This is a genomic window from Streptomyces sp. NPDC057654, assembly GCF_042800135.1.
Taxonomy (GTDB): domain Bacteria; phylum Actinomycetota; class Actinomycetes; order Streptomycetales; family Streptomycetaceae; genus Streptomyces.
Genome location: NZ_JBHVHQ010000031.1, coordinates 1 through 24381 on the forward strand (window position 1 = coordinate 1; position 24381 = coordinate 24381).

At 69.5% G+C, this 24381-nt stretch carries 25 protein-coding genes; 13 read left to right on the forward strand and 12 right to left on the reverse strand.

Annotated elements, in window-relative coordinates:
- Window positions 1-61 precede the first annotated feature (61 nt).
- A complete protein-coding gene (locus ACFU99_RS04905; RefSeq protein WP_384385834.1) occupies window positions 62-892 on the forward strand; it encodes an SDR family oxidoreductase in 831 nt (276 codons plus the stop codon).
- Between the two features lie 87 nt (window positions 893-979).
- Complete coding sequence (locus tag ACFU99_RS04910) at window positions 980-1888, forward strand: LysR family transcriptional regulator (RefSeq protein ID WP_384385836.1); 909 nt, start codon at window positions 980-982, stop codon at window positions 1886-1888.
- Window positions 1889-1904: 16 nt separating this feature from the next.
- Here the strand turns inward: ACFU99_RS04910 and ACFU99_RS04915 are convergent, their stop codons facing one another.
- Together ACFU99_RS04915 and ACFU99_RS04920 are read right to left on the reverse strand one after the other, a co-directional pair.
- On the reverse strand, window positions 1905-2702 hold the full coding sequence (locus ACFU99_RS04915; protein WP_384385839.1) for an SDR family NAD(P)-dependent oxidoreductase: 798 nt from the start codon (window positions 2700-2702) through the stop codon (window positions 1905-1907).
- Between the two features lie 60 nt (window positions 2703-2762).
- The gene (locus ACFU99_RS04920; RefSeq protein WP_384385899.1) at window positions 2763-4295 is read right to left on the reverse strand and encodes an MFS transporter; all 1533 of its coding nucleotides are present in this window, start codon (window positions 4293-4295) and stop codon (window positions 2763-2765) included.
- A 122-nt stretch (window positions 4296-4417) separates the two neighbouring features.
- Between ACFU99_RS04920 and ACFU99_RS04925 the strand changes: the two genes are divergently transcribed.
- Both ACFU99_RS04925 and ACFU99_RS04930 read left to right on the forward strand, forming a co-directional pair.
- A complete protein-coding gene (locus ACFU99_RS04925; RefSeq protein WP_384385842.1) occupies window positions 4418-4912 on the forward strand; it encodes a MarR family winged helix-turn-helix transcriptional regulator in 495 nt (164 codons plus the stop codon).
- Window positions 4913-5025: 113 nt separating this feature from the next.
- Entirely contained in the window at window positions 5026-5847 is an 822-nt protein-coding gene (locus tag ACFU99_RS04930) for a MerR family transcriptional regulator (protein WP_384385845.1), read from the forward strand.
- 47 nt (window positions 5848-5894) lie between these two features.
- Here ACFU99_RS04930 and ACFU99_RS04935 read toward each other — a convergent pair whose 3' ends face one another.
- Window positions 5895-6455 (reverse strand): TetR/AcrR family transcriptional regulator, encoded by a 561-nt coding sequence (locus ACFU99_RS04935; protein WP_384385848.1) that lies wholly within the window; start codon window positions 6453-6455, stop codon window positions 5895-5897.
- Window positions 6452-7957 carry an MFS transporter gene (locus ACFU99_RS04940; protein WP_384385850.1) on the reverse strand — a complete coding sequence of 502 codons (1506 nt, stop codon included), beginning with the start codon at window positions 7955-7957 and terminating at the stop codon, window positions 6452-6454. The genes ACFU99_RS04935 and ACFU99_RS04940 overlap by 4 nt, the downstream gene beginning before the upstream one ends.
- 200 nt (window positions 7958-8157) lie before the next feature.
- Between ACFU99_RS04940 and ACFU99_RS04945 the strand changes: the two genes are divergently transcribed.
- Window positions 8158-8646, forward strand: coding sequence for a GNAT family N-acetyltransferase (locus tag ACFU99_RS04945; protein ID WP_384385902.1), 489 nt, complete (start codon window positions 8158-8160; stop codon window positions 8644-8646).
- Here ACFU99_RS04945 and ACFU99_RS04950 read toward each other — a convergent pair.
- Entirely contained in the window at window positions 8627-9427 is an 801-nt protein-coding gene (locus ACFU99_RS04950; protein ID WP_384385905.1) for a lipase family protein, read from the reverse strand. The genes ACFU99_RS04945 and ACFU99_RS04950 overlap by 20 nt on opposite strands.
- Window positions 9428-9643: 216 nt before the next feature.
- Here ACFU99_RS04950 and ACFU99_RS04955 point away from each other — a divergent pair, with 216 nt between their 5' ends.
- Entirely contained in the window at window positions 9644-10201 is a 558-nt protein-coding gene (locus ACFU99_RS04955; RefSeq protein WP_384385855.1) for a hypothetical protein, read from the forward strand.
- Between the two features lie 311 nt (window positions 10202-10512).
- Entirely contained in the window at window positions 10513-11412 is a 900-nt protein-coding gene (locus ACFU99_RS04960; protein WP_384385858.1) for an aminoglycoside phosphotransferase family protein, read from the forward strand.
- A gap of 283 nt (window positions 11413-11695) precedes the next feature.
- On the opposite strand, the gene ACFU99_RS04965 is transcribed toward ACFU99_RS04960, so the two are convergent.
- The 3 genes from ACFU99_RS04965 to ACFU99_RS04975 form a co-directional block, all read right to left on the reverse strand.
- Window positions 11696-12133: a glutaredoxin domain-containing protein gene (locus tag ACFU99_RS04965; RefSeq protein ID WP_384385861.1), complete on the reverse strand. Its 438-nt coding sequence runs from the start codon at window positions 12131-12133 to the stop codon at window positions 11696-11698.
- Window positions 12134-12497: 364 nt separating this feature from the next.
- Window positions 12498-12806 (reverse strand): DUF3224 domain-containing protein, encoded by a 309-nt coding sequence (locus ACFU99_RS04970; RefSeq protein ID WP_384385864.1) that lies wholly within the window; start codon window positions 12804-12806, stop codon window positions 12498-12500.
- Between the two features lie 185 nt (window positions 12807-12991).
- A complete protein-coding gene (locus ACFU99_RS04975) occupies window positions 12992-14329 on the reverse strand; it encodes a PLP-dependent aminotransferase family protein (RefSeq protein WP_384385867.1) in 1338 nt (445 codons plus the stop codon).
- Between the two features lie 123 nt (window positions 14330-14452).
- Here ACFU99_RS04975 and ACFU99_RS04980 point away from each other — a divergent pair, with 123 nt between their 5' ends.
- Window positions 14453-15076 (forward strand): DJ-1/PfpI family protein, encoded by a 624-nt coding sequence (locus tag ACFU99_RS04980; RefSeq protein ID WP_384385870.1) that lies wholly within the window; start codon window positions 14453-14455, stop codon window positions 15074-15076.
- A 320-nt stretch (window positions 15077-15396) separates the two neighbouring features.
- Here the strand turns inward: ACFU99_RS04980 and ACFU99_RS04985 are convergent, their stop codons facing one another.
- Entirely contained in the window at window positions 15397-16089 is a 693-nt protein-coding gene (locus tag ACFU99_RS04985; protein WP_384385873.1) for a helix-turn-helix domain-containing protein, read from the reverse strand.
- A gap of 355 nt (window positions 16090-16444) precedes the next feature.
- On the opposite strand from ACFU99_RS04985, the gene ACFU99_RS04990 reads away from it, so the two are divergent.
- Both ACFU99_RS04990 and ACFU99_RS04995 read left to right on the forward strand, forming a co-directional pair.
- Window positions 16445-17809, forward strand: coding sequence for an amidase (locus ACFU99_RS04990; RefSeq protein WP_384385876.1), 1365 nt, complete (start codon window positions 16445-16447; stop codon window positions 17807-17809).
- A 176-nt stretch (window positions 17810-17985) separates the two neighbouring features.
- On the forward strand, window positions 17986-18375 hold the full coding sequence (locus ACFU99_RS04995; RefSeq protein ID WP_384385878.1) for a cupin: 390 nt from the start codon (window positions 17986-17988) through the stop codon (window positions 18373-18375).
- 100 nt (window positions 18376-18475) lie between these two features.
- Here the strand turns inward: ACFU99_RS04995 and ACFU99_RS05000 are convergent, their stop codons facing one another.
- From ACFU99_RS05000 to ACFU99_RS05010, 3 genes are all read right to left on the reverse strand, one after another.
- Window positions 18476-18889 carry an actin-binding ADF family protein gene (locus ACFU99_RS05000; protein WP_384385881.1) on the reverse strand — a complete coding sequence of 138 codons (414 nt, stop codon included), beginning with the start codon at window positions 18887-18889 and terminating at the stop codon, window positions 18476-18478.
- A 69-nt stretch (window positions 18890-18958) separates the two neighbouring features.
- The gene (locus ACFU99_RS05005; RefSeq protein WP_384385884.1) at window positions 18959-19462 is read right to left on the reverse strand and encodes a GNAT family N-acetyltransferase; all 504 of its coding nucleotides are present in this window, start codon (window positions 19460-19462) and stop codon (window positions 18959-18961) included.
- A 273-nt stretch (window positions 19463-19735) separates the two neighbouring features.
- On the reverse strand, window positions 19736-20347 hold the full coding sequence (locus ACFU99_RS05010; protein WP_384385887.1) for a TetR/AcrR family transcriptional regulator: 612 nt from the start codon (window positions 20345-20347) through the stop codon (window positions 19736-19738).
- A gap of 270 nt (window positions 20348-20617) precedes the next feature.
- Between ACFU99_RS05010 and ACFU99_RS05015 the strand changes: the two genes are divergently transcribed.
- From ACFU99_RS05015 to ACFU99_RS05025, 3 genes are all read left to right on the forward strand, one after another.
- Complete coding sequence (locus tag ACFU99_RS05015) at window positions 20618-21817, forward strand: abortive phage infection protein (protein WP_384385890.1); 1200 nt, start codon at window positions 20618-20620, stop codon at window positions 21815-21817.
- Between the two features lie 717 nt (window positions 21818-22534).
- On the forward strand, window positions 22535-23746 hold the full coding sequence (locus tag ACFU99_RS05020) for an ATP-grasp domain-containing protein (RefSeq protein ID WP_384385893.1): 1212 nt from the start codon (window positions 22535-22537) through the stop codon (window positions 23744-23746).
- On the forward strand, window positions 23743-24381 hold a 639-nt coding region (locus ACFU99_RS05025), incomplete at its 3' end, for an MFS transporter (protein WP_384385896.1). The genes ACFU99_RS05020 and ACFU99_RS05025, both read left to right, overlap by 4 nt.

The following is a 24381-nucleotide window of genomic DNA, read 5'->3' on the forward strand; positions in this document are numbered from 1 at the left end:
GCAAGAAACCATAAGCCACACCCGGCCCTCCCGGGCCACCCAACAACTTACGGAGAGAACCATGACCACCTGGCTCATCACCGGAGCATCCCGCGGCATCGGCCGTGAGATAGCGGAACAGGCCCTCATGCGCGGCGACAGGGTCGCCGCCACCCTGCGTCGGCCCGAGCAACTCGACGACCTCGCCGCCGCGCACGGCGACCGGCTGTGGCGCGCGAGCCTCGACGTGACCGACAGCGCCCGGATCGAGGAGGTGACGGCGCAGGCGTTCGCCGACCACGAGCGCATCGACGTCGTCGTCTCCAACGCCGGACTCGGCGTCTTCGGCGCGGCCGAGGACCTCACCGACGAACAGGTCGAGGGGGCGATCGCCACCAACCTCACCGGCTCGATCCAGCTCGCCCGCCGCGCGGTCCCGCACCTCCGCGCGCAGGGCGGCGGCGTGTTCGTCCAGCTGTCGAGCATGGGCGGCCACATCACCTTCCCCGGCTTCGCGATCTACCACGCCACGAAATGGGGGATCGAGGGGTACTTCGAGACGCTGGCCGCCGAGGTCGCGCCGTTCGGGATCAAGACGGTGCTCGTGGAGCCCGGGATGGTACGGACGAGCTTCTACGACGCGGCCGAGCGGGTCCCGCTCAGCGCGCCCTACCGCGGCGGCCCGGCGGACGCTCCCCGGCCCAGGGTCGAGTCCATGGTCGCCAGCCAGTCCGGCGTCGCCCATGCCGTGATCGAGGCGGCGCTGTCCGACGACCCGCCGCTGCGCCTGCTGCTCAACTCCGACGCCTATGACGCCGTCACCTCCACGGTACGAGGCCGGCTCGCGTCGCTCGTACGGCAGCGGGACGCCGCCTACGCCGCGGACGCGGAATACCCGGCGCTCAGCGGCTGAACAGGCCGAAGCCCCGTGCCGCGGAGCCATGCGGGACGGACCGGGTCCTTCGTTGCCGGTACCGCGCCGCACGCATATCGTCGGGCCATGCCTGAACTGACGTTGACGGGTCTGCGCGTCACGCTCGAAGTGGCGCAGCGCGGATCCTTCACCGCGGCGGCCGAGGCGCTCGGCTACACGCAGTCCGCGGTGTCGCGTCAGGTCATCGCCACGGAAGCGGCGGTGGGAGCCCCGCTGTTCGAGCGGCACGCCCGCGGCGTCCGGCCGACGCCGTCCGGGGAGGCGCTGCTGCGCCACGCCCGCCACATGCTCGCGCACGTGGAGGCGGCGGGACTGGAGATCGCCGGGCTCCGCGACCGTATCGCGGGCCGCCTGGCCGTCGGCGCGTACCCGACGGCGGCGGCCGCGCTGGTGCCCCGGGCGATCGCGCGTCTGCACACGGCGCACCCGGCGCTCACCGTGAGCCTCTGGGAAGCGGGCAGCCCCGCACAGCTGCGCCGCCTGCGTGCCGGGCGGATCGAGGTGGCCGTGGCGGCGGTCGGGGAAGGGCTGCCCGACTACGACTTCACAGGGCTGCGAGTCGAGGTCCTGCGCACCGGCCGCGGCCTGGGCGTGGCCGTCGCCGAGGACCATCCGCTCGCCTCCCGGGAGGAAGTCCACGTCGACGACCTGGCACGGGAGGCGTGGATCGTGGGGGCCGGCCACGAGGGCGACCCCCAGTTCGGGGCCTGGCCGACCCTCCAGGCGCCGCGCGTGGCCCACGAGGCGCGCGGCTGGCAGACGCGCCTGGGGCTCGTCGCCGCGGGCCTGGGCGTCTCGGTCCTGCCGGGGCTGGCCGCCGACAGCGTCCCGCGCGGCGTCAAGTGGCTGCGCGTCGAGGACCCCGCGTTCGTGCTCAAGAGGGAGACCGTGATGGTCACGGCCGATGACGCGTCGCCCGGCGCGCGAACCATGCTCCAGGCGCTGCGCGACGAGATCACCGCGTTCGCCGAGTGACCTGAAGGTCTCCGGGTCAGTCGGGGAGCATGGCGCGGCGGCCGGGAGCGGCGGAGGACTGCATGGTCATGCCGCCGTCGGCGACGAGGAGTTGGCCGGTGAGATACCGGGACTCGTCGGAGGCGAGGAACACCATGACGTGGCCGATGTCCTCGGGAGCGCCCAGATAGGGCAGGGCGTTGCCCTTCTTCAGGCTGTCGACGACTTCCTGGGGGAGGTTGTTCTCCAGGGCGGGGGTCACCACCGCGCCGGGGGCAATGGCGTTGCAGCGGATGTTCTGGGGCCCGTACTGCGTGGCGACGGACTTGGTGATGTTGACCACCGCCGCCTTGACCGCGCCGTACGCGGTCTGCGTCACGTCGCCGACGAGCGCGGCGACGGAGGCGGTGTTGATGACGGAGCCGCCGCCGGCGCGGATCATGTGTGGGATCGCGTGGCGGGAGCCGAGGAGGGTGCTGCGCATGTTGAGCGCGACGGCGCGAGCGAACTCGTCCATGTCCATGCGGAGCAGGTCGAGATCGGTGCGGGGACTGGTGCCGCCGACGTGGTTGCACAGGACGTGCACGGCGCCGTACGCGTCGACGGTGGAGTTGATCATGGCGGCGATGGAGTCCTCTTCGAGGACGTTCACCGCGAGGGGGAGCGCCTGGCCGCCCGCCGCCGTGATGATGTCGGCGGTCTCGTGGGCGGACTCGGCGTCGTGGTCGGCGACGACGACGCGGGCGCCCTCCGCACTCATGAGCCGCGCGGCGGCACGGCCGATGCCGCTCCCGGCTCCGGTGATGACGGCTACTTTGTCCTGAAGACGGTTCATGTTCGTGTTCCTTGCGGTGCGTTTTCCTGGTGGCGTACGGGCGTACGCACACGGACGGGTTCAGGCGGCCGACGCGGGGGCGGCGGGCTCGGCGGCGTGGGCGCCGGGCGCGGGGGACACGGCGCGGGGGCGCGGGATCGCGAGGGTGAGGAGCAGACCGACGACCGTGGCGGCCATCGCCACCACGTAGGTCATGCGGAAACCGCCCTCCGTCGGCAGCTGCGCGGGGCCGAGCCGCATGGTCATGTTCGCCAGGATGGCCGTCATGACCGCGCTGGCGGTGGAGGTGCCGATGGAGCGCATCAGTGCGTTGATCCCGTTGGCGGACGCCGTCTCGGTCACGGGGACGGCGCCCATGATGAGCGCGGGCATGGCGGCGTACGCGATGCCGACGCCGGCGCTGACGATCATCGAGGTGACGACGATCTGCCACACCTGCGACATCAGCAGCATCCCCGCGCCGTAGCCCACGCCGATGACGGCGACGCCCGTGAGCAGGGAGGTACGGGGGCCGTACCGGGCGGTGATGCGGGCGGAGACGGGGGAGAGGGCCATCATGACCAGGCCGCCCGGCGCCAGCGCGAGGCCCGCGGCCAGGACGGACTGCCCCAGCCCGTACCCGGTGGCCTTCGGCGACTGCAACAGCTGGGGCAGCGTCAGCGACATGGCGTACATGGCGAAGCCGACCAGGATGGACGCGAGGTTGGTGAACAGCACGGGACGGCGTACGGAGACCCGCAGGTCCACCAGCGGCTGGGACACGCGCGTCTCGTACCAGCCCCACAGCGCCAGGACCACGACGCCCGCCGCGAACAGCCCCAGCGTCATGCCGCTGGTCCAGCCCCAGTCGCCGCCCTTGGTGACCGGCAGCAGCAGAAGCACCAGGCCGCCCGCCAGACCGGCCGCGCCCGGGGCGTCGAACCGCCCCGGCGACAGATTCGGGGACTCGGACAGCAGCAGGGTCACCAGCAGCAGGCAGACGGCTCCGAGACCGGCGGCGAGCCAGAACAGGACGTGCCAGTCAGCGCTCTGGACGATGGCGGCCGACACCGGCAGGCCGATCGCGCCGCCGACCCCGAGCGTGGCGCTGACCAGCGAGACGGCGCCACCCACCCGGGCGGCCGGCAGCTCGTCGCGCAGGACGCTGATGCCGACCGGGATGAGACCGGTGGCCAGACCTTGCAGGGCGCGTCCCACGATCACCGGGACCAGGCTCTCGGAGAGGGCGCAGACGACGGAGCCCGCGATGAGCACGACCAGGCTGCCGATGAGGACCCGCCGTTTGCCGTACATGTCGCCGAGCCGGCCCGAGATGGGCGTGACCACGGCGGCCGCGAGGAGCGTGGCGGTGATGACCCACGACGCGTCGGAGGCTGAGGCGTGGAGCAGTCGCGGCAGCTGCGGAATGATCGGCACGACGAGTGTCTGCATGAGCGACACGACGATGCCGCCGAGGGCGATCACGGCGGTGATCGCGCCCGGCCCCCGTGTGCGGGGAGAAGAACCGGTCGACAAGAGATCTCCTTGAAGGGGCTGCGGGCTACGGGATGCGGGCCGCGAGAGAGGCGGTCTGCCGGCCACCCGGATGTTCATCATGCAACTAGTATTCACAGTACACACGTGTTGCATCATGCACAAAGAGGGGAGTGCCGGGATGACCGGCGGCGGGGATGCACGAGAATGGGACGACGCGTCGGCGCAGGAAGGGCAGAAACATGGATGAACAAGAGCGTCGGCTCAACGATTTCGAACGGGAGCTGACCCTCCTCTCCCGCCACTTCATCGCCTCGCGCGGGCCCCGCGCGCGCCAGACTCTGGAGCGCTCCGCCTACGTGCTGCTCACCCGCCTGGAAACCGGCGAGCCGCTCACCCTCAAGGAGCTCGCCAACACCTTCCACGTCGGGGTCTCCACCATCAACCGCCAGGTCAGCGCCATGATGCGGAAGGGCCTGGTGGAACGCATCCCCGACCCCGACGGCGGCATGGCCCGCAAGTACCGGCCCACCGCCCTCGGCCTGGAACGGCTCCGGGCCGACCGGGATGTCAGCATCGAAGGCGCCGCCCGCCTCATCGAGGCGACGGAGTGGACGGATGAGACGACTCAGCGCTTCCTGACGCTGCTGAGCGAGCTCAACCAGAGCATCGAGGGCCTGGTCCTGGCCCGCCCGCGGCAGGCGAGCGCCTCTCCGGACTCGACCTCGACGGACTGAGGCCGCCCCCGCGCGGCGAGCGGTTGGAGACGGCCGGCCCCGCCGCCGGGGCATCGGAGACGCCGGGGGGTCTTGACCCTCACACCGTGTCAGGCGCTGAACTCGGAGACACCATGTTCACCATCGGAGACTTCGCCCGGCACGGCCGCGTCTCGGTCCGGATGCTGCGTCACTACGACGCGACCGGACTGCTGCGCCCGGCCCACGTCGACCCGGCCACCGGCTACCGCTACTACACGGCCGCCCAGTTGGCCCGCCTCAACCGCGTCATCGCGCTCAAGGACCTCGGCTTCACCCTCCAGCAGGTCCAGGCGATCCTGGATGAGAAGGTGACCACCGAGGAACTGCGCGCCATGCTCCGGCTGCGGCGCGCCGAGCTGGAGGCGGCGATGACGGCCGCGGCGGCCCGGCTGGTCCAGGTCGAGGCGAGGCTCCGCTCGATCGAGAGCGAGGGGCAGATGCCCAGCGACGATGTCGTACTGAAGAGCCTGCCGAGCGTGCGGCTGGCCGAACTGACCGGACTGGCACTGGACTTCGACACCATCGGTCCGGTCATCCAGCCGCTGTACGCCGAGCTGTTCCGGCGTATGGAGGCGGCGGGCATCGCCCCCTGCGGGCCCGGCGTCGCCTACTACGAGGACGCGCCGGACGGCGGGGTCGTCGTCCACGCGGGCGTCGAGGTCTCCGCGCCCCTCGGCGAGGACGACGGGCTGCGGATCGTGGACCTGCCGCCCGTCGAGCAGGCGGCGACCATCATGCACCGCGGCTCGATGGAGACCGTCCTGCCCACCGTCCAGACCCTCGGCCGCTGGATCGACGCCAACGGCTACCGCTCGACCGGCTACCCCCGGGAGATCAATCTGGAGTGCCCCGACGACCGCGACGCGTGGGTGACCGAACTCCAGGAACCGGTGGACCCGGTGGACACGGCCTGAGAGCGCAAGAGGGCGCGATGGCCCGGCGCGCCCGCGGTGTCCCCGGGTCAGTCCTCGCTCAGCAAGGTGCCGCGCAGCAGCTCGATGAGATCGCCGGGGTCGGCCTCGGCGAGCGCGTCGAAGGCCCCTGAGTGCCGGCCCAGCAGGATTCCGGTCATGGCGGCCGCCATCAGCTCGGCGCGCAGTTGCGGCCGGTCGACCCCTTCGCGGACGAAGCGTTCGTAGAGGGGCTCGACGAGTCGCGAGTGCAGGGTCGTACGCGCCGCGTCCTGCGCCGCCGCGTCGCCCAGCGGCTGCACCGCGACCTGGAGCAGCGGTACGGGCCCGCGCCGGTCGGTCCGGTCGAAGACCTCGCGCAGCCGCTGCTCGTCGAAGATGTCGGTCGAGGTCGCGTCGCCCTGTTCGGCGCGCAGGGCGGCGATGTACAGGAGCGTCTTGCTGCCGAAGTAGCGCGCGATCAGGGCCGGGTCCACGCCGGCGCGCTCGCCGATGTCGCGGATGGTGGTGCGGTCGAAGCCCCGCTCGCCGAACAGTTCGCTCGCGGCCGTCAGCAGCAGCTCGCGGCTGCGGGCGGCGTCGCGGCGGCGCCCGGGGTTCTCGCCGCTCACCGCTCGGCTCCGGTGCCCGCGACGAGGTCCGCGCCGTCCGGCTCCGAGCCGTTGTGGGCCGCGCGAACCCGGTGCTCCATCCCGGCGGCCTTGACCGAGGCGCCGCGGCCCCCGGTCCGGATCAGAACGTACGAGACGACGGCGGTGGCGGCCCAGACCGCGCACCCCACCAGCCCGGCCGTGCGGTAGCCGCTCTCGGGCGGAAGCCCTTGTCCGGTGGTGCCGGCCGCTTGGAGGATGACGGCGCTCAGGGCGCTGCCGGAAGAGTATCCGATGTACTTCACGACCTGATTGAAGCTCATGGCGCTGCCGGTCTCGTGCGCGGGGACGCCGCCGACGATGAGTCCGGGCGTGACCGCGAAGCTGACGCCGACGCCGAGTCCGGCGAGGCCCATCGTCACGAATACCTCCCACAGCCCGTTGTGGGCGAAGACGAAGGTCAGCAGGGCCGCGAGGGAGAACAGGCAGCTCACGGGGAGCATACGCACCGGCGGCCGGTTGCGGACCAGGACCCGCACCACGCGGCCGGCCAGCAGGCTGCCGGCCGAGAACGGCACCAGGATCAGCCCGGTGACCACCACGGAGGCCCCGAAGCCGTACCCGGCGCTCGACGGCGTCTGCACGTACCGCGTCACCAGGGAGATCAGGAGGTACATGCCGACGCCGCCCATCACGGTGGTCAGGTGCGCGGCGAAGACCGTACGGTCGCGGACCAGGCGCAGATCGACCAGCGGATGGTCGCAGCGCAGCTCCTGCACCACCCAGCCGGCCAGCAGCAGCACCGCGACGGCGGCCAGCGTCAGCAGCCGGGGCGATCCCCAGCCCCACTGTTCGCCCTGGGTGAGGGAGAAGAGAAGCCCGCTCATGCCGAGCGTGAGGAGCACGGCGCCGGGATAGTCCATCGGGTGCGCCGGGCGCGGCGGGGGAGCGGGGAGGACGACGGCGGCGGTGACGAGGGCCACGGCGGTGGCGATGACGGCGAACCAGAATCCCGCGTACATCCCGAGGCTCTGGGCGAGCAGCCCGGTGACCGGGTAACCGACGCCGACACCGGCCGCTGTCGTGAGCGACAGCGTCGACAGCGCCGACCGGGCCCGCTCCGGCGGTACGGAGTCACGCGCCGTGGCGATCGCCAGCGGCACGAGCCCCATCCCCACCCCCTGCAACGCCCGCCCCACGATGAGGTAGGCGAACCCGAGCGGCAGCGCCGCCAGCAGACTCCCGCCCAGTACCACGGCGAGCCCGGTCAGAATCACCCTCTTGCGGTGCGGACCGTCCCCCAAGCGCCCCATCGCCGGCGTGGCCACAGCCCCGACCAGCATCGTGACGGTCAGCGACCACTGAGCGTCGGCCGCCGAGACATGATCCACGGCGGCGATCGTCGGAATCAGCGGCGCCCCGAGGCTACTGATGATCGCGACGAGCATGCCGAGCGACACCAGAACGGGAACCAGGGCCCGCTGCCGCCGGTCGGAGGGGGTGGAGCCGGATATCGGACGCACGGTATGGACTACTCCTGTCGTCAGGCGATGTCATCGGATGATGTCTTCAGCTGATGACAAGAGTGTCTCACCCGGGCGAACGCGCACCGACGGGGGGAGCCTGAGCCGGGCAACGGCCCCGGGGACGGGAACGGGAACGGGAATGGGAAAAGCATTGGCGACTCCGCGACACGGCCCGACACCCTGTCCGCATGGCCCACATGCTGATCAGAGAAGCCGAGACCGAGGACTGGCCCGCCGTCTGGCCGTTCTTCCACAAGATCGTTGCTGCCGGGGAGACCTTCACCTATCCGGCCGATCTCAGCGAGGAGCAGGCCCGCGACTGGTGGCTCCTGCCGGCCCCGAACCGCACGGTCGTAGCCATCGACGACGCCGGAACGGTCCTGGGCACGGCGAAGATGAACAACAACCACATGGGCAACGGCTCCCACATCGCGAGCGCCAGCTTTATGGTCGACCCGGCGCACTCCGGGCAAGGCATCGGCCGAGCTCTATGCGAGTACACGATGGAGTGGGCACGCGCGGCGGGCTTCCGGTCGATGCAGTTCAACGCGGTCGTGGAGACGAACACCCACGCGGTGAACCTGTACCGGTCCCTGGGCTTCGAGGTACTGGGCACCCTGCCAGAAGGCTTCCGCCACCCCTCGAAGGGCTACGTCGGCCTCCACATCATGCACCGCGCCCTCTGAGAGCCCGGTGCTGACCGAGGTTGCTTTCGATGGCGGCGACGTAGCGTGTGATGGAGTGGTCGCGAATGCCGTCCGAGGCGGGCGCGAAGGCGTCAGCGGTCAAGCCCTTCGCCCGGTCCGCGAGGCCGCCGAACAGGCCCATGGTGTCGTGGAGTTCGCCGTCGGAGTCGATGTACTTCAGCGCCTTGACATGGGTGAAGGCGGGCTCGGGCGGCAGCTGCGGCACGATGTCGTTGTTGTTGACGAAGCGGAACATACGGTCCGTGAAGCCCTTGTCGTACGCACCGGCCAGCAGCCGGTCGCAGGTACGGGGCTGCCCGTACGTATAGACGCCGTCCGCCCGCAGCCGCGGCTCCTCCAGATACATCCGCGCCCCGGCGAGCATCGCGAGCGCGCCGCCGAGGCTGTGCCCGGTGAACCATACGGTCTGGTCGCCGGTGCGCAGTTCGGCCAGGGTGTCCTTGACATCAGGAAAGATCGACTGGAGGGCTTCGGCGAACCCGTAGTGGATGTAGCCGGTCCGGTTCGGGCCGGGCCATGGGGGAGTGGTGGCGTCCGAGAGCCAGTCGCGGATCTGCTTCGGCTCCGTGCCGCGAAAGGCGGTGATGATCATGTCATCGCTCGCGATGGTGTACGCCTGCGTGTCCTCCAGCGGAAACGGCGGCGTGAACCGCGTCGTGTGATGACGCACCTCGTCGAAGCCCCAGGAACGTGCCTCGGCTTCGATGGCGGTTTCGTCCTTGTAGGCCAGGTCGGATGCCTTGGCCAGCCAGTAGGCCATGGGCAGGCTGTAGCCGGCGGTGGTGCGGTGGTCGATCGAGGACGGTGCGGTCACGGGCGATCCCTTCACTCGGCGCGGCGGCATTCCGATGCGCCGCTCGGGGGATCTCTGCGCACCACCGACCGATTTGACGCACTGTTCCCCCTTTCGGGCGACCGACTGCGCCGACCCGGTCCAACGGACGCCACGCCCCCAAGGCCGTAGGGTCCTGGTGCCATGCCCACCGTCATCGTCACTCTCGCAGTGGCTTTCACCGGTTACATAGCGACCTACGTGAACAACCTGCGCCTCTCACAGCGCGAACGCCGCCTGGAGCGGGTCAACCGCCAGTTGGCCGAGTTGTACGGTCCCCTCCTCGCCCTCGTCGAAGCCAACCACCGCGCGTACCGCGCCTTCACCGGGCTCCATCCTCGCGACGGCGACCGGAACCTCTTCCAGCACCACCCCGACCGGCCGGGCGACGAGCCGCCCACCGAGGACGAGCTGACCGAATGGCAGAGGTGGGTGCAGGCGATCATCCTGCCCAACCAGCGGGTCATGCGGGAGGTGCTCACCACCAAGGCAGACCTCCTGATGGAAGCCGAGATGCCGGGGATGCTCCTGGAACTGTACGTCTTCACGGCCATCGACGAACTCGAACTCCCCGGGTGGTCCAGTGGCCCCCGCAAAGAACTGCGCCAGGAGTACCCCACAGGCGCGATGACCCACTACGTCCGCGACTGCTTCAACAGCCTCAAGGCCGAACAGACCAAACTACTCGGGCGCCGTGGTTGAGCGTGACCATCGACATCGGCACCGGCACCGACCCGCAAGCCGGCACTCCGGCTCCGTGACCGCGAGGTCGTCGACCAGGGGCGTGCGCAAATTGGATTCTCCTCGCGTCAAGGGAAGACGGGAAAGGCCCAGGCGTAACTCTGGGATGCGTGATCACCGAGCTGATGACACCCAAGTCCGTGGCCCCGTGGCCCCGCGGCCTTGCGGCGGGTGGCGCTGGCGGGGGAAATCCGGTCGACAGGCGACCCGCGACGCACTGTGATGTCCCTGGCTGCTCGCCGCATGGGGCGGGCCGACTTGAGGAGTTGTTCTTGTCGATCGGGAGAACCTCGGATGCCCGCCCTTTGATCGATGCTGCGCTGGTCCGAAGCCTGGTCGATACGCAGTTCCCGCAGTGGGCCGGAACGTCCCTGGAACTGTTCGACCCGGCCGGCTCGGATCATGTGATCTACCGGTTGGGCGCGGAGTTGTCCGTCCGGCTGCCGCGTCATGTCGGTGCTGTCGGGCAGGCCGGTAAGGAGTCCGAGTGGCTGCCCCGGCTCGCCCCGCATCTGCCTCTGGCCGTCCCCGTGCCCGTGGGGGTGGGGGAGCCGGGCTTCGGCTATCCGTGGCCGTGGGCAGTGTGCCGGTGGCTGGACGGGGAGGTGGCGACCATCGAGGCACTGGCCGATTCGTCCGAGGCCGCCGTCGAACTGGCCGGTTTCCTGAGCGCCCTGCGACGGTTCGAGCCCGATGGGCTGCTGGACCACGGCGCCCGCGAGGAACTCACTGCCCGGCCGCTGGCCGACCGCGATCGGGTGACGCGGGCCGCCATCGCGGAGGTCTCCGGTGCGTTCGACGCCGCGGCCATGACCGAGCTGTGGGACGCGGCGGTCAGCGCCCCCGGGTGGGACGGTCCTCCGGTCTGGGTGCACGGCGATTTCCACACCGGCAATCTGCTGATGGCCGACGGCCGTCTCAGCGCGGTCATCGACTTCGGCGGGCTCGGCATCGGCGACCCGGCCTGCGACCTGATGATCGCCTTCACCCTGATGTCGGCCGGGAGCCGAGCCGCTTTCCGTGCCGCGCTCGGCGTGGACGACGTCACCTGGCTCCGGGGCCGCGGCTGGGCGCTGGCCACGGCTCTGAACGCCTATACCCACTACGCCACCGTCAACCCCCGCGTCGCCGCGCAGACCACCCGTCAGATCACCGAGGCCCTCATCGGCTGAGCTATCAGGACAACGACACACCGCTTCCTGGAGTGCGCGGGCGAACCCGGCCATGCCCCGAGTGGGGGAGGGACAGAGCGCCGCGCTGCTTGGGCTCAGCCGGAGGGCATATCCGTACCCGGATCCGTACCCGGAAGCCGCGGTTGACGACGCACCGTCCCTGATCGAGGCCGGCCGCGCCCCGGCATCGACGGGAAACTGCTGCCGAAAACTTCTCAGCTTGTCTTTTAACCTCTGTTCGCTTGGGTCTGCGGATGCCTCTTCGGCACAGCATGGTTTCTGATCACACGGTAGGGGAGAGCTGTTCGCCCACCCATTCCGGATTGGGGTTGGTGTGTGGCCGACCCGCCACGACGACAGTCGGCACGGTCTCGTTGCCGTCGTTGGCTGCCCTCACCGCTGCGGCTGCTGCCGGGTCTCGCCAGATGTTGACCCAGTACAGCTGGCGGGCTTTGCGGCCCAGCCGGATGCGCAGTCGGATGCAGTACTTGCAGCCCGGCCGCCAGAAGACGACCGGCCGGCCGTCGGCCGCACTGCGGCGTTGTGCCTCCTGCGCACCGATCGACCTCGGGAAGATCAGGGGCGAGTTCACGCCGGCGAGCGCCAGGAATGCCACCAGGAGTGCCGCGGCCGTGCCGGGGCTCCCCTTGAAGATCAGCCCGGTTGCGACGGCTGAGCTGCAGAGAACAAGCAGTATCGGCAGGATCCAAGCACGCATCATGGTGACGCAGGCTATCGATGAGTCGAAATACTCCTCGAACTAGGCCGCTCACCTGGGTGTTCGCCGGACGCTGAGGCGGCCTTCAACTGATCATGTGCTCCAACCAAGGACACACGTGACCACGACGAAGGCCGTGAAGGTGAGTTTGCTGCCTGAGCCTGTCCCGGAGGAAGCGTGACGCCATCGAGAACGGCTCCCGCTGGATGCCAGGTTGCAGCAGACTCATTCCCCCACGGCCTTCGTGCTGGTCAGGTGCGTCTTTGGTCGGAGCACAGGATCAGACGAAGTCCGTGTTCACGTCCCGGGAATCCTCATTCGGGCGATCATGTTGGGGTCATAGTTCGAGGCCGACAAGACCCGCCGTTTAGCCGAGCTGGTAGTCGAACCAGATGCGATGCGTGCCGTCAGCATCGACGGCCATCCCTCCGGCCCCGGAGATCCCGACCAGCTCGCCGGTGCCGCTTGAAGGCACGATGGTGAAGAACTCCGCTGTGCGGTCGCTGCCGGATGTTGTCGCCGAGTGCACGAAGTTGAAGGACCCCTCCCGTCCCTGCATCGATCCTTCGAACGACTCCATGGCCACATAGGTGCCGACGCCTGTCGACTGGTCGAACGCGGCAGTGAACAGGGTCGCCGAATGTCCCACGACCTCTCCCTCGAAGTGTTTCTCCATCGTCGCGACACCTACCGGCAGTCCAGTGGACACAGCAGGCTCGGACTTCAGCTCAGCCGGGACGAACGCTTTGACGGAAAGTTGCCGTAGCTCTCATGAGCCGACCGTACCGAGGCGGTCTGACAAACGCGTCTGGGCCATTGGTCCTCGGTGCCGGGAGGCGACAGAAACCTTAGAGAACAAGCTCAGGCGTAGGCATCCTCGACAGCGGCTCGTCGCACCGCACGCAGTGTCGACCTGAGACTGTCCAGATCGGTCGAGCCGAGAGCGAGGCGGATCGCCTGCGGCGTGTGCGTCGAGGTGGTGAACGGTTCCGCCGTCGCCACCGAGATGTGCCGTCGCGCGAGGGTGGCCGTCAGGCGATCGGCGCGTGCGTCGTCGGGCAGTGGCAGCCATGTGAAGTAGGACGAGGGGTGGCTGATGAGCGGCAGGCCCGCCAGCTCTTGTCGGGCGATTGCTTGGCGAGCCCTGGCGTCGTCGCGTTTCTGCGCTTCGAAGTGGTCCACCGTGCCGTCGTCGAGCCAGCGGCAGGCGATCGCGGTCGTGAGGGCGGGGGTGTTCCAGGTAGTCGCCCGGATCGCGCGTTCGAGGGAGGGCACCGCGGACGGCGGGGCGACGACGAAGCCGACCCGCAGGCCGGTGGCGACGTTCTTGGACAGTCCCGAGACGTAGAGGGTTATGTCCGGCGCGATGGCGGCCAGAGGCGGTGGAGGGTCCTCGGCCAGGTAGGCATAGGAGGCGTCCTCGATGATGAGCGCACCGTGCCGGCGAGCGATCTTGACGAGGCGGGTTCGGTCGGCTGCCGGCATGACCCAGCCCAGGGGGTTGTGCAGGGTGGGCATGGTGTAGATCGCGCGTACGGGGCGGACCGCGCACAGCTTCTCCAGGGCGTCGAGATCCGGCCCGCCGGCGGTTGTCGGTATGGGTTCCAGTTCGAGGTGAAAGGCGCGCGCGAGCACCTTGAAACCGGGATAGGTGAGCGCGTCGACCGCGACGACGTCGCCGACGTCGAGCGCGGCCATGACGGTGATGGCCAGGCCGTGCTGCGCGCCGTTGGCGATGATGACGCGATCCGCGTCTGTGGTGATTCCCCGACGCGTCAGGTGCCGTGCGATCGACGCTCTGTCCTGGGGGCGCCCGCAGTGCGGCTGGTAGCGCAGCAGCGAGTCGAGATCACCGGAGGCGGCCACCTCTCGCAGTGCCTGCCGCAGGAGATCGGCTTGGCCGGGCAGTGATGGATAGTTGAAGTTGAGGTCGACCGCGTCCGTGGCGACGGCCTGCTGATCGATGCCGTGACCGGCGGGAACCGCGATGTCGCGTACGAACGTGCCGCGGCCCTGCTCCCGGCTCACCAGGCCCATCGCTTCCAGCTCCGCGTACACCCGGGTCGCGGTCACCACGGCGATGCCCTCGCGGGCGGCGAGCCCGCGGTGCGTCGGCAGCCGCACACCCGCGGCGATCCGTCCGGCCCGGATGTCGGATGCGAGCGCGTCGACCAGCGTTTTGTATCGCGGGGCTGCCATGCACCGAATTGTATCCATGACAATTCTTTGACCGTCATGTTCGTGGGTCCTTACCGTCAAGCCCCACCCCGCTTATAGCCCGGCTCATACGGCCTATGCGGCTTATACGGACGGAGAACCGCCGTGCACATCGCCATCCTCACCTTCGAGGGCTACAACGAGCTCGACTCCCTGATCGCGCTCGGAGTGCTCAACCGCATCAAGACCGACGACTGGCGCGTCACCATCGCCACCCCTGCCCCCAAGGTGACCTCCATGAACGGAGTGGTCATCGAGCAGATGTCCACTCTTGAGGAGGCGTGCGCCGCTGACGCCGTCATCGTCGGCAGCGGCATCGCCACCCGCGAGGTCGTCGAAGACCCGGCGATCATGAACGTCCTGCGCGGTCTGGACCCATCGCGCCAGCTCATCGCGGCGCAGTGTTCCGGCGCGCTCGTGCTGGCCAAGCTCGGCCTGCTCGACGGGATTCCCGCCTGCACCGACCTGACCACCAAGCCGTGGGTCGTCGCCGCCGGCGTCGAGGTGCTCGATCAGCCCTTCTACGCCAAGGACACCATCGCCACCGCCGGCGGATGCCTGGCCTCGCACTACCTCGCCGCCTGGATCATCGCCCGCCTTCAGGGCAACGACGCGGCCGAAGGCGCGCTGCACTACGTCGCCCCGGTCGGCGAAAAGGAGGAATACATCGAACGCGCCTGGCGCAACATCACTCCCTACCTGCCCGTTCCCACCCCGGCGCTCGTCTGAACAGCGAACAGCGAACAGCGAACAGCGAACCGCGGGCAGCGACCGGCTCGGTACCGCCTTCGCCGCAGAGAACCTGCCGGGCGGGGGCAATTCGGGCGTGGCTGCGCTGCTGCCGCACGGCCACGCGCCGGCTCCTCCACCCGGAACCCGGACTTCCACGCGCTCGGCCTCCAGACCGCCCGGCCGGGTGTAGCGGCGGACGTCCTCGCGACGGCAGTGCGCGGCGCGGCACGGTACGTACGGTCGAGAAACCGCACCTCGCCGCCGTCAGGACGTACGTGTCACGTGTTGTCTGCACCAGGACGACGAGGCTGTCGTCGTCAGGGCCTGGGTACGCGTTTCGGGGCGGTCCACGCGACGTCGTCGACCGCGAGCCATGGCGCGGTCGAAACAGCCGCAGGGGTCACCCCGGTGAAGGCCATGACGTCCCGGTGCAGATGGGACTGGTCGGCGTAGCCGCTTTCGGCTGCCACCGAGCCGGCGCTGTGCCCCGCGGCGAGGCGGTGGGCCGCGTGGTCGAAGCGAACCAGTTGCGCGGCGCGCTTGGGCGTGAGGCCGATCTGCGAGCGGAACCGCGCCCACAGCCGCTTGCGGCTCCAGCCGACCTCTGCCGCCAGCGGTTCGACGCGGATCCGCCCTCGGCTGGTCTCCATCTTCCGCCAGGCGTAGGCGACTTCCGGGTCGACCGCCCGGCCTGCCGCGTGGGCTCGGGCGAGCGCGGCCTCCGCGACGGTGAACCGCTCTTCCCATGAGGCGGCAGCGCGTAGGCGTTCATGGGTTCGCGCGGCGTCGCGACCCCAGAGCGCGTCGAGAGCGATCATCTCTCCGCCCGGCTCAAGGGCGGCCCCCAGTACCGCATGCGCGATCACCGGCGACAGCCGTATCTGTAGGCAGTCGATGTTCCGGCCGCGCACGTGAACGCCGCCGGGCGCGAGCCCGAAGACGACGCCGTCGCGTTGCCGCCGCCCGTGGACGTTGTCGACGATCAGCCCGTCGCCCAAGTCGACGGCCACGGTGACAGCCGGATACGGGATCACAGGAAGGTCGAGAGGGACCGTGCTCGTATCACGGAATCCGGCCATGGCGACCCCGGGCAGCCGGCCGAGTCGTGTCGGAGTGCTGATGTCCCACCTCGCGGCAGCCTCTCGAATTCCCCCGGCAGGTCGCATGATTTCAGGTTACGGGCCGACTCTCCTGGTTCCGCGAATCGTCGCGACATTCGTCCAAGACGCGCCCTCGGCCGTGCGGCAACACTGACGTCCCGCCAACCACCCCGGAAGGGACTGTTTATGACGCGCTGCACCGTCGACCCGTTCACGTCGGCCGTCGAGCCCGCCGCGGCCATACGCCGTAAGGAGGTGAGCCCGCTTGAGGCGGCCGACAGCTACCTGGAACGGATGGACGAGCTCGACCCCCGGCTCAACGCGTTCTGCCACCGGGCCGACCAAGACGTCCGCAAAGCCGCGGGCGAGGCAGCCGACGCGGTCGTACGCCGCCGCATCGCCCGAGGACCTGCCGCCGTTCCACGGCGTCCCGCTCCCGGTCAAGGACTTCCTCGACGTGGCCGGCTGGCCCACGACCTACGGGAGCGCCTGCGCCGACCCGGCGCCGGCCGCGGCATCGGCCCCGGTGGTGCGCCGGTTCACGGACGCGGGGTTCGTGCTGCTCGGGAAGACCACCACCTCCGAGTTCGGCTCCGTGTCGTTCACCGAGAGCGAGGCCCTCGGCATCTCCCGTAACCCGTGGGACCCGGGCCGCTCGCCGGGCGGATCGTCGAGCGGCGCGGGCGCGGCCGTCGCCTCCGGAATGGCGCCGGTCGCGCACGCCGCCGACGGCGGCGGCTCGATCCGCGTACCGGCCTCGTGCACCGGTCTCGTCGGGCTCAAGCCCACCCGCGGTCTGGTCACCGACGCGACCGTCCACTGCGAGGGCATGGCGACCAACGGCGTGCTCACCCGCACGGTGGCCGACTCGGCGGCCGCCCTGGACGTACTCGCCCGCCATGATCCCGCCGCGTGGTGGTCACCGCCGACCCCGCGGCGCCCCTTCGCGGACACGCTTATGACGGCCCCGCCGACCGGGCTGCGGATCGGGGTGCTCGTCGATCCGCCGATCGCCGGGATGGACGTCGACCCGGCGTGCCTGGCAGCGGTCGATACGACGCTACGGACCCTCGAAGCCGCGGGTCACGACCTGGTGGACGTGCCCCTGCCGCTGCCCCCGACCGTTGAGTTGATCGCGGCGTTCACGACGATCTGGAACACCGCTGCCGCGGGCATCCCGCTCGCCGACCCGGACCGCGTCGAGCCGCACAACCGGGCCCTGCGCGAGGCGGCGCGCGCCGTCGGCTCCTGGACCTATGCGGAGGCCGTGCAGCGCACCCAGCGTCTGTCGCGGCGTGTCGTCGAAGCGTTCGACGGCAGTTTCGACCTGCTCGTCACGCCCACGATGGCGTGCCTGCCCCCGCCCGTCGGCTTCTGGCGTACGGGCGGCGGTGACGACGACCCGCTGTCGCCCCTGCGCAAGTGCTATCCGCTGGGCGTGTTCACCTCGCTGTTCAACGTGACCGGCCAACCGGCGATTTCGCTGCCGGTCCACCACGACGACACCACCGGTCTGCCCGTCGGCGTCCAACTCGTCGCCGCGCCATGGCGGGAAGACCTGCTGCTACAGGTGTCGCGCACGCTCGAACTCGCGCTGCCCTGGGCGGGACGCCGACCGGCTGTCAGCTGACGCCCCCTCCGAAGCCTGCTTCGGCGCCCGGCGCCGTACGGCTCATGCCACTGGACGTAGCGACTTCAGGCACGTCCAGGACAGGTCCATCAGCACGTCCATCACATGCATCACGCGCATCACACCGTCAAACCCATCACGTTCCAACAGGTCCTTTGCAGAAGGGGAGTTCTGGAATGGCCGTCACTCCGATCGATCTCTACGCTTCTTTCCTCCACCTCCGCCAAGACGGTCAGGTGCACGCCGTGCGGCCGGTCTTCGCCCCCGAGCGGGACGGCTGGCAAATGATGACCTTCCATGTGGAGACCGACGCCGACGTCCATGGCGGCCACTGGGAAGTCCACACATCCGCGGACGAAGTCGTCTCCTGCCTCACCGGCGGGATACGTCTGTGCTTGCGCCCGCAGCAGCCGGGAGACGAGGAGGAGCAGATCAAGCTGGGCGCCGGAACCGCGGCCGTCGTACCGCGAGGGCGATGGCACCGCATCGCCCTGGACGCCCCCAGCGACATCATGTCCGTCACCGTGCCGAGCGGCAGCCGGCTGGAGAAGTGGACCGAGACCTGACGCACTTCACGGACCGGGGCCATCAGCGAGCCGGCGCGCGGACAACGTGGTGAAAGGAGTCCGACCCCGCCCTGGGGGCGGGGTCGGCATCTGGGACGGCTCAGTGTGCGCGGTTGGCTTTGTCCAGGAGCGATTCGCGGGTGACCTCGGAGGGCTCGGTGCCCTGCACTTCCACCGCGATACCGGTGAGCGAACGCCGGAGGGCGTCCTTGGAGGAGGCGAAGAGCATCTTCTGCTTGACCTTGGCGGCGTCCGGCGCCCACGAGATGAAGATGATGCTGTTGCGCTCGCCCCCGTTCTTCTCGAACTTGAGGTCGTAGACGGCCCAGCGGCACTCCGTATCCGGCAGGTCGGCGATGAAGTCGTCGTAGTCGGCTGAGCTGGAGACCTTCTCGACGGTGATCTCCGTGTTGTCCTTGTTGAGGTTGAAGATCACGTAGCGGTGCTTCTTGCCGAGCTTCAATGCCTGGTATTCCTGTAGGCAGACGTCGTTGACCGCGACACCCGATGCCATGATGCTCCTCCACCCCTGAGTCATTGCACTCCGTCGGGGCATGTTAACGAAGAGTGATGGACTGGTGGCTCACATCGGACGTGAGTGCAGCCGAACCGGCCCCTCGGGCCACTGGGCTCCCTGCCGCAGCGGGACCCACAGCGTGCGCAGCGGCATCACCGCCGGGCCGTCGGGCTGTTCCACCTCGACCTGGGCGTCGATCTCGTGCCAGCCCAGCCGTATGTAGAGGCCGGCCACGTCCGCTCGGCAGAACAGGAACGCGAACTCCGGGCCCAGCGTCCGGGCGTACTCAAGAGCGCCGTTCACCACCTGCCGCGCCAGTCCGCGGCCCCGCTGGTCCTCCGCGACGCCGATGCCGCCCAGACCCACCACGTCCATCCGGCGCCCGCCGACCGACAGCGGCAGGACGACCAGCCCGGCGTGGGCGACGAGCCGCCCGTCCATCCTGATCCCGAAGTGGTGGTCCTTGAGCCTCCAGACCAGACCGCATTCGGCGACCCTGAACGGATCGACGGCGTCTCCGAAGAGCTCGGTGTTGTCGTGGGTTTCCAAGCGGGTCACAGTCGTCGTCATACGCGCATGATGCCAGCCGTTCTCACCGGTAACCGTTGCGCGGATGTCCCGAGGCCGGTCTGCCAGGCGACGACGATGAGCCCGTCTCCGCCTTTGGATCGCTCGGGAATCCAGTGAAACCACGGCCCGTAGCGGCCTCCCGGCGGCAGAGGCGGACGCTCCGCGTCCAGTGGCGGCGCCGTTTTCCCTGCCGCCGCGTCCGTCTCCTCACGCGGCACCTTCGGCAGCCATGTCATGGCACCGGGCAGGGCCCACCCCGCCCTCGCCGTGCCTTCACGCAGACGGCTCCGTGCCGATAGGGCTTCCGGTCAGCCAGGCGAGGATCCGGTGCAGTTCCTCGGTGTGGGCCGCCGGGGCGAAGTCGTCCTCCACGGCCGCCAGGAAGACCGCGTCGATCATCGTCACGATCCACCGGGCCACTCGCGGTGGCTCGAAGGCGAGGGCGGCGCCCTCGCGTGCCATCCGCTGCAACAGCGCAGTCAGGGCGGTCAGCGTTCGCTGCTCGTCGGCGGCGAGCAACGCGGCGAACTTCGCGTCCCGTTGCGCCTGTAGCAGTGCCGCGGCCGTCAAGCCGGGTACCAGCGGGTCCGCCAGGTCACCGGCGAGATGGTCCACCAGCGCGACGACTCCGTCCTGCGCCCGTTCGGCTGCCAGCGCCGCCTCGCAGACGGCGGCGTTGCCGGCCAGGTCGTCGGCGAACAGTGCGTGAAAGATAGCCCGTTTGGTCCGAAAGTAGTGGAACAAGGTCCCCGACCCGATCCGGGCCCGGCGGCAGATGCTCGCCGTCGAGGTGCCGTCGACCCCGTTCACGGCGAACTCCTGTGCCGCTGCGGCCAGGATCTCCGCCCGCTTACGGGCGTGCTGCTCGGGATCAACGGTGCGCATACGCAGAGGCTACCGTATTAGTGGAGTGTGCCCTCCAATAAAGATCTTCACCTGCTACGGAAGGTGGAGCCGCGGCTCTGCTTCCGGTTCTCGCCGGAGGGGGCTGTGAGGCGTTTGCCAGAGGTCACGCGCTGAACTGCCCGTAGAAATCGCGTGGTTCGACAGCCCAAGCTCTTTGGCTTCTCTTGCCGGGAAGCTGACAAGGTAACTAGAGTGACCACTCTGTTAATCTCGTAGAGCAGCGATACACCGGACCGCACGGGAGGCGCAATGCACAGCAATCGGACCCCCGACAAAGGGATCAGCCGCAAGCAGTTCCTGGCCGCAGCGGCGGCTCTCGGGGTCGCGGGGGCGACCATGGCGGCGACCCCCGCTGAAGCCGCCGAGCCCGCATCCGCCTCAGCGGCGGGAGCGGACAGGCACTCCGTGCGCTACCGGGGCGTGTGCTACACGGTTGGCGCCGGGGAGACGCCGGCGACCGCGTACAACGCCGATCGCATGCGCGAGGACGTCCACGCGATCAAAGAGCAGTTGCACGCCAACTCGATCAAGGTCACCGGAGACGGCGTCGACCGGCTGACCACCACGGCCGAAGCCGCGGCGCAACGCGGACTGCATCTGCGCATCGAGCCCACCTTGGGGGACCGCCCGCCGCAGGAGATCCTCGATCACCTCGCGGAGACCGGTCGGTACGCCGAGCGACTGCGCCGAGGCGGCGCGCGGGTCGAACTCAGCGTCGGCTGCGAGTTCTTCCTGTTCGTACCGGGCATCGTGCCGGGTGACGACGCTGTGGAGCGGATCAACAACCTCACCAGCGGAAACTTCGACCCGCAGCGCATGCAAAAGGAACTGGCACGCTTCACCGCACGCGCCGCGAGAACCGGCAGGTCGGTCTTCCGCGGGCCGCTGAGCTATGCCGCCGCCCAGGACGAAGACGTCGACTGGAACCTCTTCGACATCGTCGGCATCGACTACTACTCCAACCACCCCCGCCGCCAGGATCACGTCCGGGAGCTGCGCCGTTATCTGCGCCACGGCAAGCCGGTGACGATCGCGGAGTTCGGCACCTGCACCTACAGGGGCGCCCCGGCCAAGGGCGGCATGGGCTGGCAGATGGTCGACTACTCCAAACACCCTCCGAGGATCAACGAACCTCTGGTCCGCAGTGAGCAGACGCAGGCCGACTACCTCTCCACGGTGTACGACGCCTGCGAGTCGGTGGGCCTGTACTCGGCGTACGCATACGAGTTCATCACCCCCGACGCGCCGCACTGGCCCAAGGACCCCTGCCACGACCTCGACATGGTCAGCTACAGCATCGTCAAGACGATCCAGGACACCCCCGGCGCCCCGGAGTCCCCCTGGCACTGGGAGCCCAAACAGGCATTCCACACTCTCGCCCGCCACTTCGCGCGCGCCGCTTCGCACCATCCGACGATCGGCGCACCATCGCCTGGACCCCGCTCATGACGCACCTCGGCGGCCACCATGAACTGGCCCCCCTGCACACCCGCCTGGCCTCTCTCGAAGGGCTCATCCACCTGAGCCAGGAGTCCTCGTGAACAGCTACTGAGCAACCACAACTGAGCAACCGCAACGGCTGAGGAGTTCCTCGCGCGCCGGACACCGCTCACGCAGTCGACCGGTCCCCGACCTCCGTCAACCTCCGTCGCCGACCGCCCTCAACACTGTGGCTCCTGCCAGGTCGCGCCAGATGCCGGCTCAGTCCAGCCGGTGGGTGCCACGGCCCGGCCGGAGACGCAGCCGCCGTACGCGGTACTTACAGTCAGGTTGCCAGAAGGCAACCGGCCGATACCGATTTCCGCGGCCCCGTCCAGCGGCCCCACAGGCTCCTTTCGGACCCCATCCCCTGGGAGATTTACCCTACCCGCCCGACCCGGGCCAGAGTACATTCATGGCCGGGGAGGAGATTCGGCGTGGGGGAGCGTGAATTGCCCGGTCGACGGCGTGGGCGCACAGCACACCTGGAATCTCGCATTCCACAGGACAGGTATAGCGGTGGCGCCACGATTCCCCGGACATCGCCCTGGGCCCCATGATCACTCAGGCTGTCGCCCCCGCGTCATCACCGAATTGTGAGAGAGGTTCTACGTGTTACCTGACCCCAAGCCTGCCGGACCTCCGGCCGCGGAACAGGGCCCGGCCGACGGGCGGCCGACAATCGCCGTGGTCGGGGGGAAGCCCAAGATTGTCCAGAAAGCTCACGAACTCGGGCTGAGCGTGGTGTATATCCAGAATCCGGACGAGTACGACCGGGCCCACTGGCCGTATGTCGACCAGGCGCTGCTCGTCGACTACGCGGATACGGAGCGCATTCTGCCGTTGGTGCGGTCGCTGCACCGGAGCTTCCCGTTCCAGGCGGTCATCTCGCTGTGGGAACTCGGACTCCTGCCCGCAGCGAAGATCGGCGACGAGCTGGGACTCGGCGGGAATTCACTGGAGACGGTGGAGATGCTGCTGGACAAGTCGCGCATGCGCCGGCGCCTCAACGCCATGGGCGTCAGCCCGGTCGCCGCCGAGGTGGGCAGGACCGAGGACGATCTGCGGGCGTTCGTCAAGGCCAACGGGCTGCCGGTGGTGGTGAAGCCGATCGACGAGGCCGGCAGCATCGGCATCTTCGCGGTGCGCGACGAGTCGGACGTGGCGCCGGTCGTGGAGCGCTTCCACGCCCTGGGCAAGCAGCTCGACGCGAAGGACCTGGCCGGGGACCTCGACCGGTTCCTGATGGAGGAGTACCTGGACGGCCCCGAGCTCAGCGTCGAGACGCTGAGCTTCGACGGGCGTCACGTCCTCATCGGAACGACCGACAAGGTCAGCACCGGCACGGGCTTCATCGAGACCGGCCACTCCCAGCCGAGCCGTCACTCGGAGCCGCTGCTGCGCGAGGTGGAGAAGCTGGTGGCGGAGTTCCTCGACGCGGTCGGGCTGCGCCACGGCCCCGCGCACACCGAGGTCAAGCTGACCTCGCGGGGCCCGTCGATCATCGAGTCGCACAACCGCGTAGGAGGCGACCGGATCAGCGACCTGACCCAGATCGCCTATGGCATCGACATGGACCGCTACGCGCTCGCCGCCCCCTTCGGTCTGCTCGAACCGCTCCGCCGCTCCCCGGCCCCGGTGGCGGGTGCGGCGATCCGCTTCCTCACCCCGCCGCCGGGACGGGTGACGGAAGTGACCGGCGTCGAGGAAGTGGCCGACGACCCCGCGCTGTACGACCTGGTCGTCTCGGTCCGGCCCGGGGACGAGATCCCGCCGCTGTCCTGGAACGACAGCCGGGTCGGTCACGTCATCGCCAGGGGCGGAACCGCCGATGAGGCGATCGCCGACTGCGAGCGGCTGCTCGCGGCGGTGCGGATCCACGTGGAGCCGATCACGTGAGCAGCGCGGCCACCGAGCGGCCGGAGGGCGAGGACCCGCCGTTCCGCCACACCCTGCGCGAGCTGCCGGCGCGGGTATGGATCGTCAGCCTCGGCATTCTCGTCAACCGGTGCGGCAACTTCCTGCCGGTCTTCATCGTCCTGTACCTGACCAGCAGTCAGGGCTACTCGGCGGGGCTCGCCGGGCTGGTGCTCGGCGCCGCCGGAGTGGGCAATGTGCTCGGCAACGCCGTCGGGGGATATCTCGCCGACAGGCTCGGCAGACGCTGGACCATCGCGCTCTCGGGCGTCACCTCCGCCGTGCTGACGGCCCTCGTCCCGGCGCTGAGCACGTTGTTCCTGAACATCGTCGTGGTCGGCCTCATCGGGGTCGCGTCGCAGATCTACCGGCCGGCGGCCTCGGCCCTGCTGGTGGACTCCGTGACGACCAACCAGCAGCGGGTGGCCGCCTTCGCGGTCTTCCGGTTCGCCATGAACATCGGCGCCGCCGTCGGCGGCTTCGTCGGCGGCTGGCTGGCGACCAACTCGTACACGCAGCTGTTCCTCGGCAACGCCGCCGCCTGCCTGCTCTTCGGCGTGCTCGGGCTGCTGCTCCTTCGCGACGCGCCGCCCGGCGGATCCGGCGAGGGCCAAGAG